Genomic DNA, 12667 nt, shown 5'->3' with positions numbered 1-12667 from the left:
AAATTATTCACTTTGATATTCATAACTCCTTACCAAGTTCTCAAAGCCCATATTTACCATAACTGCATTATGCGGTATTAAAATATATTTCCAGGGTTTCCCTCTATTTTGAATGGTAAAATCAGTAGCATACTTGCAATATTCTACGGCTGCCTGGGCTTTTTCCTGAACATCTGTGGTTCCAATATCACCTTCTTTTTTGGTTTCCACCATATAAATAGCATCTTTCATTTCCACTACAAAATCAGAATTGTATTGCCTTGAATTGTGCTTCCAGTATATGTGGAATTGACTCGATGCGGGTCTTAGCCACTTAAGAACTGCCTTGTCCTGCTCTAAAATGACCGCAAAATCTTTTTCTGTCTTGGAATCAAATTTATACAAATTGTGGCATGCCTTCCTGAAACCACTAAATACCTTATTGGGAATGGCATTGGTCGGTGTGATTGTCTCTGTAAAATGATGAATACTGTCTTTCGTGTATTTTGAAAGATTATGTTCTTCGATTTTTGTAAAAGGCCTTACCATGGGTTTTTCATAGCTTGGTGCTTCAAGGTAAAAATGTTGCATTAATTGCGAATGAATATATCCCGCAATTTCTCTCTTATTATAGAGAACGACATTCATCAATTTATCATCATCAAGGTACGTCCTGAATTTTTCAATTGCCTGATCAGCTACTTTGAATAACAAATCAGACTGTCCGTCATAGTCTATTTCCGGATAATTCATGAGTTCGTTAACAATGATATTTTCCGGACTGTCATGTATACCTCTGCCCTTCCCGCTTATAATATCAACACTGTTTTCCTGTTCACGAAGCTTTTTTACCAAAATTTCTTCCGATACCGGTTGGTAATTCAGATTTTTCGTATCAAGGTCAAAATCCTTAAAGCCCGACCGTACTTCATTACTTTGCTGAATAGTAATCCTTGGAATTTCGATAATGTTCTGTACAAAATCAAGTACCACCGCTTCATACGCTTCTTCAACTTCCTTTATCATTTCTGCGGCAAATAAACTTTTCTGAAGGGTACTGCAAATCATTTGTTTTATTTTTTCTACTGCTATTTGCTTGATTTCAGACTTTGTCAATTCATTGACGTTCGCCACCGCATTGTTGAGTTCCGGAAGTGTCGAAAGGATCGTCTTTCTGAGTTCAAAATTAATCTGTGCCTTTTGCCTTTGTTCAGGTTCGGCAATACGTTCAATCCTTTTTTGTTCTTCCTCAAATTGCTGTTCAATGTTTGAAGCAGAGGTAATTACCTCTTTTTGCCCGGAAATTTCCTGTGGGTCAATTTCGATTATATTTTGTCTTTTAATAATGGAATCGGGTTGATTGGCTGCGTCAATTATTTCCTGAAATTTATCGTGGGCAACAATAGTTAATTTGTCCACCTTGTCATTTCCCGTTCTTTTCCCATACGGCAAGCGTAAGCCCCTGCCAATAGTCTGTTCTCTTAAGGTCATAGACGTAGCCGTTCTTAAGGGGATAATTGTATAAAGATTAGTTACGTCCCAACCTTCTTTCAGCATATTAACATGGATGACAATTTCTATATTATTTTCTGGCCTTTCCAAAGAAATCAACTGTGCAACATTTTCTTCTTTTTCCGTACCCGTCTGGCTGGAGTGGATTTCCATTACCTTATCGGCATAATTACCTTCAAAGAATGCCTTTGAAATGATCAAATGCTTTAATTTGCCGGCATGGGTTGTATCCTGGGCGACAACCAGCACAAAAGGCTTTACCGGTTTTACTCTATTATCCCGCGCATATATATCCAAAGCCACTTTCGTGTCTTCGTGGATACGAATGCCGTCTTCCAGTTTTATCCTGTCCAGTTCATCACTAGAATATTTGGAAGGGTCAAAGTCTTTGCGGGTAGCCACTGCCGGTTCCTTCACAAAACCGTCCTGAATAGCCTTAGCTAATGAATATTCAAACACGACATTTTTAAACTTAATAGCCCCTCCACTTCGTTCTACTTGTGGAGTCGCTGTAAGTTCTAAACCCAAAATTGGGTTTAGTTCATTAATAACCTGCATTCCCCTATCTGCTCTATAATGATGTGACTCATCCATCAACAGGACAAGATCATCGAGGTTTGAAAGGTAATTAAAATAAGAAACGCCTAAATACTCCGAAAGCCTTTTAATGCGCGGAAGTTTTCCGCCCTTTGTTTCGGCATTTATCTTGGAAATATTAAATACGTTAATATGTGCGTCTGACTCAAAAAAGGAAGTTTGGGCAATGGCATTGTAATTATCCCCGGTAACAATCCGTGGTTGTCTGTGAACAAACTCACCAATCCCCTGAAATACATATTTTGGGCTGGTGGGATTGGAGAAATCTTCAATGAGTTTGTTATAAATGGTAATATTAGGAGCCAAAATAAAAAAGTTTTTTATACCTTTTGACAGATACAGATAAGCCACAAATGCCCCCATTAACCGTGTCTTTCCAACACCCGTAGCCAAAGCAAAACAGAGAGAAGGAAAGTTTCTTTCAAAATCGGTGCAGGTAGGGTAACTGGTTTTTACCTTTTCAAGTTCTTGTTGAAGGAAAAAACCCACCCCTGAATCCCCTCCCGTATTACCCACCCCTAAATCCCCTCCCAAGAGGGGACTTTTAAGCTCCCCTCTCGAGAGGGGGTTGGGGGTGTGTTTCTTTAACGTTAACTTGTCTGTAAGCTCTGCCAGTATATTCAGACTATCTGCTTGCGGTGGGCGAAGGCTCAAGCGATTTTTAATTGCAATGGCAATGCGGTTCATTTTCTCATTTTTCAAAGATTATAACTTTTAAATATCAATACCCTTTTGCTTAAGATACCGTAATACTTTCATTTTCTATATTTTTAACAAACTGAAAATTGTTTTGTCTGAGATAATCAAAATGTCCCTTAGAAATAACCTGAATTGATAGCTTATAATCTATTTCACTATCCAGTCCATAACCAATCTCTCTGATTTCATCACCTTTTTCCCAATTATTTGATGAAGTAATGACCAAAACATCGATATCCGATTCTTTTGTAGCATCTCCCTTGGCTTTAGAGCCAAATACCATTACATCAATAATTTCACCAGGAAATTTGTCGTTTATTACTTGTCTAAATCTTTCAACGATCTCTCGTTCTTTTATAGAAAGCTTCATACGTATAATTCCTTATTTATTTTTGTTTTAAGAACTATGTGAAAAATAGGGTTATGAGAAATTGCTTGACAAGAATAATGTCAGAGCAATCACCGTTACGGAATTACTTTATCTCTCTTCATACTCCCTCCTGGTAAGCCATCTCTCTTCATATTCCCCTCCTGGGAGGGGCCAGGGGTGGGTCCGTCTTTATGTTTTCGAATCCAATTTTCGATAGCCCACAAAACACCTTGCATATTCTTCTTAACGTCTGAATCATAAAACCTCAGAAACCTTACTCCGAGAGATTCCAATTTTGATTGCCTTATTTTATCTTCTTCACTCTTGTTTTCATGACTGATACCGTCAATCTCGATTGCTAACATCAATTCATTACAGAAAAAATCTACAATATAATTATCAATTGGTTTTTGACGATCAAAGTCATATCCCAGTACTTGCTTCCCTTTTAAATATCTCCACAAAAGTACCTCGGATAAAGTGCCGCTTTTCTCAAACGCCGTGCAACTTCTTTTAACTTTGGATTATATGGTAAAATAACTTTTCGTTTCACTGGAATAATTTTCTTTGTTTATATGGGCTTTTGGAGTTAGTATTTTTTATTGACTTTTTTCTTTTGCCTGACATACCCACCTCTGCATCCCCGCCGTGATTACCCACCCCTGAATCCCCTCCCAGGAGGGGAATACCGAAAGTCCCCTCCTGGGAGGGGTCAGGGGTGGGTTCGGGCAAATTGACTATATTCAAGCTATAATCTTCTTTCCCAAATTCACACCTGCCGAGCAACATCCTGGGAATTTTTTTAATGGTAATAGTAGCGTAACGATTTTCGCAAGCTTCCTGGAAAGATTTACAACAAATCAGAAGACTCTCGTCCGGTTTCATTTCTTCGTGAATCTTATCCAAAAACTGTACCGTGACAAACTGCGTAGTGATAAAAATATAATCCTTTTCAGTGGAACGTCCCTGTTTCCAGTAAATATGCTCATCCGGGCAGTATCTAAAACCTTCGTGTTTTGCCATAGCTGCGGCAAGCATATCGGCATTATAACGTTCATCGATAATCCAGTTATCATGTTTATCCTTTTTCAGCAGACTTGGGGCTAAGTAGTAATACTTAAAACCACCGCCGCCCTGCCAATTCACAGCTTTGGATATGCCGCCCTGATCCGTGCCGTCAACAACCTTTCTCAACCGTGGCAGGCAGTGCGTATGACAATGCTCGCCAAGCTCAATGCCAATCCACCTTCGGTTCATTTTGTGAGCAACTGCAGCGGTAGTACCGGAACCAAGGAAGGAGTCAAGAACAAGGTCTCCTTCATTGGTGGCTAAAGTGAGAATGCGTTGGATTAAACGTTCTGGCTTGGGAGTAGTAAAAACATCCTCGCTATGAAATGCCTTGATTTCTTTCTTCGCCTCCTGATTATCACCAACCTCGGTTCTAAACCAAATGGTTTTGGATACTGTGCCTTCTTGAACTTCGGATAGAAATCTTTTTAACCTTGGCATATTATTTCCTGATTCTCCAAACCAAATTCGATTGTCTTCAACCAATTCTCGAAATTTTTCTTTTGATACAGCCCAACATCGCGACTCAGTTGGATTTACTACTCTTCCAGAAGGAAGGGTTATTGGATAATCAGTATTTGGAGTGTACGTCTTAACAGATAAATCTGACGATGTCCACAGTCCTCTTGGATCACTATCAGGATTCTTATATCGGGAATCCATTTCTGCTGTTCTTGGCAACAGATTCGGTCTCCACAAATCTTTGTTTCTGGCATAGACCAAGATATGGTCGTGACTATCAGAAAGCCATTTTGCGTCATTTTGCGGAGAAAACTTCTTTTCCCAGATAACATTATTTACAAAATTCTTTCTTCCAAAAATCTCGTCACAGAGTACCTTCAAATAATGGCATTCATCGTCATCAATAGAAATCCAGAGTGATCCGTCGTCACGCAACAGTCTGTGCAATATCTCCATCCTCGGCTTCATCAGACTCAGCCAGATAGAATGCTCAAGTCCATCATCATAATGCTCAAAGGCATTGCCTGTATTATATGGCGGATCAATATAGATACATTTTATTTTTCCGGCAAAGTCCTGTTCAAGCGCCTTCAGGGCAAGGAGATTGTCGCCATAGATAAGCATGTTACCCACCCCTTCTCCCCTCCCTGGAGGGGACTGAGGGGTGGGTGACCCTCCCAAGAGGGGACTTTTATACTCCCCTCTCGAGAGGGGGTTGGGGGTGTGTCCATAAGACTTTTCAGGGTCTTCAATCAATATGCGCGGTTCCAGCTTCGGCTGGTTATCCTTGCCTATCCATGTGAGTTCAAGTTTTTGACGGTTATTGACCATATTTGCTCCGGTCTTATACCCAATACGGAATGTATTCAGCGAACTTAACAGATGTCGATGTCGGATCTTTGCGCTTAATACGTCCTGCGTCTATTGCATCCCGTATCAGGTTAGAAACCTGAGTGCGTTGTTTTTCGTGCATCTTGAGCCGCTCACGTAACGAAGTATTGGTCATGGCGCTACTGCTGAGATATTTAAGCACCGCATGTTGATAACATGCCTCGATCCGTTCCATCTGAGACATCTCTGAAAACTTTCGTGGCGCAAATAATGTAACCTTGAAATAATTTTCTCCCTCTTCGAACGCGACCGGAGGAAGTCCATATAACTCGACGGCGGTTACTACCTTCATGAAGCCGGTTCCTCGTTCCTCGCAAATCCTGTATCGCCTGAATGCTGAGGCGAGTTTTTCATTTCGTGACTCAGGAGTGGTGCCAATCAGGCGGTCTAACTTCTTTGACGGAGGGAGAGCACCAGGATTAATGAATTCAATCCTATTATCGAAAATTTCAATCATGGGGCCGGTACCTGAAATGTTGAAATCCTGATGAATGAGGGCATTGGCGATGAGTTCACGCAGGGCAATTTCCGGATATACGATAACTTCTCTGCGCAAAGCCTTTTCAATGACTTCGCTGTGGGGAAGAATACGCCTAAGGTAGGCTATTAGCTCTTCAAAACCAATTGCGTAACCCTTGTGTCCGACAACCTCATCTATTGTCTCAACCTTGTTGAATCCCTTATAGCGTATAATGCGGATACGTTTTCGTTCTAAACCCTCGAATTCTTTAAGCTGATGTGCGGCTGCAATTGCACCAAAGTTAGTGATGTGGTATCCATCACCATCCTGCTCAATGAATTTTTCATCCACCAGCCAGCGCAGTAATTCTTCATTTGTTTGCACAACTGGTCGCTGGAGCAGTCGATGAATACCTTCTGAATCCAGTCTGGTTATCACCTCATCGGAACGAAGTAATGTTGTAGCTCGTAGTTCTTCCCAGAATGGATTTTGGCTATTGAGGAGCATCGAACCGACTTCCAGTCGTGAAGCAAGGCGCGTAGTCCCCCCAGACCGGATATAGCAATGATCCAGTGGCTTACCCCGCAGATGTGCAGGCTTTGTCTTGCTCTCCTTTATACGTACAAACAGCAGGGATGCGTTGTGAAACTCGACAATGGCGTGATCTATCGCAACAGGCTGTTCTAAAGCATCTCGTCCAAGATTGGCAATCTGTCCAACTATAATCGTAGCTTCGTCTTGCTGAATACTCTTTGGCATAGCGTTTTGGGCGTCAATGCCAAATACAAGAACCCCGCCGCCTGGATAGTTGGCAAAAGCCGAAAGGTGTTGTACCAGACGCTCTTTCTTGGGTGAAAGACTTTGTTTCCAGTCAAGTTCGTTAATCTCGTGGGACACCGGCCCAAGACAGGCTTCCAGTGTTTCCCTCGTAGATGCTATCCATTTCTTCATTGGTTCATCGTCTAATCAAGTAATGAAGTAGTAACATATTGATATTTAAGATGTTTTGAAAGTTTTCCGTTTTCTAATGAAGTAAAAAATGGCATTTAAAAAAGTTACATTCCCTTGACTTATATCCGAAAAAGCTTTTCGGTGCCGTATGTTGACTACAAAAACATCTATTTTCAATTTATAATGGATAAGTATCCACGGCCTCTTCAGTCCAATCTTTTTGCAATTTATAAACGTAGCCAAAATATTTGCCATTTAAAGACTTAAGAAATTTCTTTGTGTACGTCTTATCAATATATTCGTCGTATATCTTATCCTTATGGCTTTTGTGTAATCCCTGTATTGCAACAGCAGCATTTCTTTTTTGTTCATCATTTAAGGATAAAGTCTTCATAACATTGATAATCTGTTCTATGTCGTCACTTTCTCCTTCTCTACCTAATATCAATCTTTTCTGGCATTCAGCAAGAAAATGCTTTGGCTTTAATTTGCGTATTTGCTTAATAAAATTTAAGTCACCTTTTTTGAGTAATTGCCTAACAGTATCCAACACCATCAACTCCTGCCATTCATACAAATTCTTCTTTTTGTCTTTCAAGAATTCAATTAATTTTTTTAAAATAAATTCTCTAAGAGTCTTGTCATACTGAGCAGCAGCTTGAAAAAACCAGCAAATCTTATTTGTTATATGCGGTTTATTTTCTAACATAGACATAAATTCATTGTATAACTTTCTTATGTCAGATTTATTAATCATTTCAAATTTCATTAAGTCAACAGCATGAGAGACGAAAAAGTTCATATATCTTTCGCTAAAAGCGACATTATTCTCGTTGGCCATCTCATAGAGTGCAAATAAACTATCATATACAAGCTTTATTTCGCCTTCTTGTTTTGATTTGAATGCCTTATCAATCAAATTGAGGGTGTTTTTCTGAGAATCAATTACACTTTTTAATAATTCCCTGTCTCTTGTTTCATATATTTTTGTTTTTTTGGCATTTAGGTTCAATTTTAATTCTCTCAATTCTTTGACTAAATCTATCAAAGCAAGCTTTAGGTCATGCTTGGTGTTGGCAAAAAGTCGAATGTCATCCATATATCGGTAATAATTGATCTTTCTATTACTTTTCATTTTCTTATCAACAGGATAAAGATATATATCTGCAAGTATTCTTGAGGCATCGGGTCCCTGAGGCAATGAGAAATTCTTGATATTCTCAGTTTGTGACCATTTACTGAGCAACTTATTCACAAGAAAATTTACAGCACTTGAATAATTATCAGAAGTGTTAAGCAATATGAGACGTTCCTTTAATACGTCATGACAGATATGTTCAAAAAATGAAGCAATGTCCGAAGTTAACAAATAGTCATATTGCTTGCTAAATTGTAAAGTTCTTTCTTCAAATGCAAGCCAATGGTCAATCTCTCTTTTTTTGTCCTTTTTAAATTTATCTTTAAATTTGTTAAAACTGTAACTTATGTCATTTGGAATTTTACGATATATTTTCGAGCCAATAAATTTGACAATCGCTTGATAAATTACGAGGTCTTTTAAGACTGGTCGAGCACATGGACGTAAAATAAAATTGGATTTTGGATAATCGATAAAGAGAAGTTTCTTGGCAGTATATGTTCCCAATTCAGCCTTTATTTCTTCAATGAAAAGCTTCCTGATTTCTGCATTCTTAAAATCCTCGAATCTAAAGGGGTCTAAGATAAAATCATTCCCCGTTCGCTGATTTTTAATAATTTCATCTAAAGCTTCATTTATCTCTAATTCGTCTATCCAACCCATAGTATTAAAAATATATAACTTTGAGTGACTGATTTACACTATCTCCCTTACCACCATTACCTCATTCCTCTGTGATCAACGACTTTGACGGCAATCTGATTCTCCTTGCCTATCCATGTGAGTTCTAACCATTTATTGTTTTGCATTATTGGCATTTTAAATAAGTTTCCATCTAATTGTAAATAACTCTGATTTTTCAACCTTTTGTTTTAAGCGTGCCGCTATCTCATCTATCAATCCTTCCTTCCTTTTATCTATGTCATCCTGTGTCTGATACAAATTCAAACGCATGGTATTCCGTTTCTTTTCCATTTCTTTGATCTGCCGGTGTGCCTGCACCTTTTCTTCAAGATTCAGGATTTTTTTCGCTTCTGTTTTACGGTATTTTATCTCTTTATCTAATTCTTTCAATTCAATTTCCATACTGCTTTTTACATCTTCTGCCCACCTGTCTAATTTTTCCATCTCGGTATCGAAGAAACCTGTATTACGTTCAGCATTCATCTGCAGGATTTCTGCTTGCTGCCTCTGGGTTATTTGATTTATAAGATTTTTGACATGGGAACCCACCCTTGAATCCCCTTCCGTATTACCCACCCCTAAATCCCCTCCCAAGAGGGGACTTTTATGCTCCCCTCTCGAGAGGGTGTTGGGGGTGTGTTTATTCCCCTCTTGAGAGGGGCAAGGGGTGTGTTCATCCCCTTCTTGAGATATTCCCATCTTATTCCCCTTCTGGGGGGAGGGGTTAGGGGTGGGTTCCTTTTCCAGAAAAGAGTTTATTGTAGCAGGTAGGGAAAATAGCCTTTTGCATTGCTCAATATCCAATTCTGTACCTTCACCAGTAATTCCACATAATAAGATATGATCTTCGGTTTCAAACGAATGAATAGTTAAGTTGATTACTGATAAAAAACCGGATTTCCCAACAAGTGGCTCAAGTATGGAAATTTTTGCGGGTGTATCTGAATAATTGAAAATAAGCCCGTTTTGGCTATCTGGAGCTGTTTCACACGTAAAAGATTTGCATTGTTCAATAATACGCTGTGCTAAAGGATGGCCGATCCTGTAAATATTGACATCGTCGATGCTCCTTCCAAGTCTATAAGGGCCTGGATGTATCTTTTCTTCTGTGAATGGATTTTCCCGCAGGGTGAAAGAATACTCATCTGCTACAAAATCAGCATAAGGTTCAAGATAGTATTTGGTAATCTGCCATAGCCAGTTTTCGTATCGTGTCAGGTATTCTTTGCTTTCACGCAGGCTTACCTTTAATTTCTCATGCACTTCCTCATCAAAATTTTCCAGGAGCTTTTGTCTGGCAGTTTTCAGGCGATCTTCAATGTGTTCCTCTAATTCCTTTTGTAGCCGGTCAAATGAGGACTGTATCTCTTCCGGAGCCCTGCAATTTTGGTAAATCTGTGCAATGCGCTTTTCAAAATCAACCCCCGACTCGATGCTTCCCAACACTTCATCGCTTGCGCCAAAGACACCACTAAAGAGCCTGAATTTCTCATCCAATAGCTGGTAAACCCTTTGGTCTGCTGCATTGTTTTTTGTTTAAAAAATTCACCACAACCACGTCAAACTTTTGTCCATAGCGGTGGCATCTCCCAATTCTCTGTTCGATACGCTGTGGATTCCATGGCAGGTCGTAATTTACCACCAAAGAGCAAAATTGCAGGTTGATACCTTCGGCGGCTGCTTCGGTTGCTATCATAACTACCGCTTCATCTTTAAAGTAATCAACTATTGCAGCACGCAAATTCGCTGTCTTTGAGTCTGTTATTGTATCTGTATCTTTATACTTTTCCAGCCATTGCCAATAGATTTCACGTGATTTTGGATCGCTGCTAGAACCGTTGAATAGGACGATCTTCCCCTTAAATTCTGTATTTTCGAGAATGTTTTTCAGGTATTCCTGCGTTCTTGTTGACTCTGTGAAGATGATAGCCTTCTTGTTACCACCCAGACGCTCAGTTTCCGCAAAGCCTTTTTGGAGCGCCGTCAGCAGGACTTCACCTTTTGAATTTCGGGTAATAGACTTTGCAAGCCGCTCAAATTCCCTGAGATCATGAACCTCTTTTTTTATATTCTTGATTTCCTCAGGAGAATATTGCTTCTCCTGCTCAGTGGAAAGTGGTTGTGGTGCTTCTTCGTCTTCCAGCCACTCATCCTTTAATTCATCAAAGGTTTCAAAATTCTGTGCTATTGATTTTTCTACCTCTTCGTCTAATTGTCTTTGCCTTTTCACAACATTTTCAAGCTTATTTGCCAGGGCTTCCAGTGTCCCCGATATTGCAAAGGTAGATGATGCCAGTAATTTTCTGAGAATCAGAGTCATTAATTGTCGTTGACCCGGAAGAAGTGCAAAAAGGTCTTCTCTTTGCAGATATAATGAAACCAAATCATATAATTTTTGTTCGTCAAAAGAGGGAATAAACTCCTGTGTTATTGCTATTCTATTCGTGTATTTAACGTATTCCAGTACCTGGCGGCGTAGCGTTCTTATACAAACAGGCTTCAATCGTTCTTTCAGGCTGTAAAAATCGTTCTCATCGGCCAATCTGGAAAACTGGCTCTTAAAACTCTTTAAATCACCAAAGGTATAATCATCAATGACACTCACCAGACCGTAAAGTTCTAAGAGGGAATTTTGGAGCGGTGTTGCCGTAAGGAGGATTTTTGGAGCGTGAGCTACGGCATTTTTGACGGCATTAGCAATCTTGTTTTGCGGTTTGTAAACGTTTCTCAGACGGTGGGCTTCATCAATAACCACCAAGTCCCAGTTGATGTTTCTGATATAGGCATCTTTTGCCCTGGCAAAATGGTATGAGCAAATGATTATTTCATGCTGTTCAAAGGGATTCAAATTCCCTTTTTTAATTTCCTGATTAAAAGAAGATGTTTCCAATATGAGTGACGAAAGGAAAAATTTATCCAGTAATTCCTGATTCCATTGTTTACGTAAGCTTGAAGGTACTATGACCAATATTTTTCTTTTTCTTTCAGCCCATTTTTGTGAGATAACCAGACCCGCCTCGATGGTTTTTCCCAACCCTACTTCATCTGCCAGTATAGCACCCTTAGAAAGCGGGGAATGGAAGACGAACAAAGCTGCCTCTACTTGATGTGGATTTAAATCTACCTGGGCATCTAAAAGAGAAGATGCCAGCTTTTGCAAGCTATCCGACGAACTGCGTTTTGTGAGTTCATATGCAAAATATTTGGCGTGATAAGGTGTTATTTGCATCAATTTGCAGTATACATAAATGTGTCTAATGATCTTAGAAAATAATTAAAGCCTAAGACTTTTATGAAAAAGTATTTATATTGTCAACGTACTTTTCCCCGGTTGCCTAATGTATCACAAAAAATGGACAGGTATATAAGGTAAAATATTCTAGGCAACAGATTAATTCTCAAAGTAGATAGCGAGGGAACTTCTGAAATTGCACTTGGAGAGAAAGGTGCCGAGCGGCTATTAGGCAAGGGGCATCTTGCAGCTAAACTGGAAGGAGAAGACAATATAACTATTGCACAAGTTCCATTTGTTAATTCGGATGAATTGGAGAATGTTGTACTACAAATAAGTTCCTGAAGAATCACCGGTTAAAACATCTTGAGAATTTTATAGCAAGAGGTATAATGTTAATGGTTTATAAATATTAATCTCCTTTATACAACAAATTGTTGTATCTTTTTTTGATTCCGTTTGCATGATCCCGTTCCGCCATTTAGCCAATCAGATCATTGCTCAAAAACGCTTTCGCATGAACTTTCTCACTTCTTTTGCTCCTGTGGGAGTTCCAGTATTTGATACCTCACCTATGGTCGACTTTACCTTGAGGAATTTTTTTCGTCTATTCAGGAAATTGAC

5 protein-coding genes and 2 pseudogenes are annotated in these 12667 nt (G+C 39.3%); all 7 read right to left on the bottom strand.

What is annotated here, in order from left to right:
• Positions 1–3: 3 nt before the first annotated feature.
• The 7 genes and pseudogenes from E3K36_00135 to E3K36_00105 all read right to left on the bottom strand — a co-directional run bounded on the left by E3K36_00135 (position 4) and on the right by E3K36_00105 (position 12040).
• Positions 4–2790, bottom strand: a complete 2787-nt coding sequence (locus E3K36_00135) for a type III restriction endonuclease subunit R (GenBank protein MCF6153668.1) — start codon at positions 2788–2790, stop codon at positions 4–6.
• Between the two features lie 34 nt (positions 2791–2824).
• Positions 2825–3157 carry a nucleotidyltransferase domain-containing protein gene (locus E3K36_00130; protein MCF6153667.1) on the bottom strand — a complete coding sequence of 111 codons (333 nt, stop codon included), beginning with the start codon at positions 3155–3157 and terminating at the stop codon, positions 2825–2827.
• A 95-nt stretch (positions 3158–3252) separates the two neighbouring features.
• Positions 3253–3710: pseudogene (locus E3K36_00125) on the bottom strand (endonuclease domain-containing protein).
• Positions 3707–5518: a site-specific DNA-methyltransferase gene (locus tag E3K36_00120; GenBank protein MCF6153666.1), complete on the bottom strand. Its 1812-nt coding sequence runs from the start codon at positions 5516–5518 to the stop codon at positions 3707–3709. Before E3K36_00120 ends, E3K36_00125 begins: the two are co-directional and overlap by 4 nt.
• Positions 5519–5531: 13 nt before the next feature.
• On the bottom strand, positions 5532–6989 hold the full coding sequence (locus tag E3K36_00115) for a transcriptional regulator (protein MCF6153665.1): 1458 nt from the start codon (positions 6987–6989) through the stop codon (positions 5532–5534).
• A 178-nt stretch (positions 6990–7167) separates the two neighbouring features.
• Positions 7168–8790, bottom strand: a complete 1623-nt coding sequence (locus E3K36_00110) for a hypothetical protein (GenBank protein ID MCF6153664.1) — start codon at positions 8788–8790, stop codon at positions 7168–7170.
• A 156-nt stretch (positions 8791–8946) separates the two neighbouring features.
• A pseudogene (locus tag E3K36_00105) lies at positions 8947–12040 on the bottom strand (DEAD/DEAH box helicase).
• Positions 12041–12667 lie beyond the last annotated feature (627 nt).

This window comes from Candidatus Brocadia sp. (assembly GCA_021646415.1).
Taxonomy (GTDB): Bacteria; Planctomycetota; Brocadiia; order Brocadiales; family Brocadiaceae; genus Brocadia.
Note: the sequence above shows the minus strand (reverse complement) of the source record. Positions and strands in the feature narration are given on the sequence as shown.

Coding starts and splice junctions, on each gene's coding strand:
- E3K36_00130 (MCF6153667.1), bottom strand. CDS start 3,157: ATGAAGCTTTCTATAAAAGAACGAGAGATCGTTGAAAGATTTAGACAA.
- E3K36_00120 (MCF6153666.1), bottom strand. CDS start 5,518: ATGGTCAATAACCGTCAAAAACTTGAACTCACATGGATAGGCAAGGAT.
- E3K36_00115 (MCF6153665.1), bottom strand. CDS start 6,989: ATGAAGAAATGGATAGCATCTACGAGGGAAACACTGGAAGCCTGTCTT.
- E3K36_00110 (MCF6153664.1), bottom strand. CDS start 8,790: ATGGGTTGGATAGACGAATTAGAGATAAATGAAGCTTTAGATGAAATT.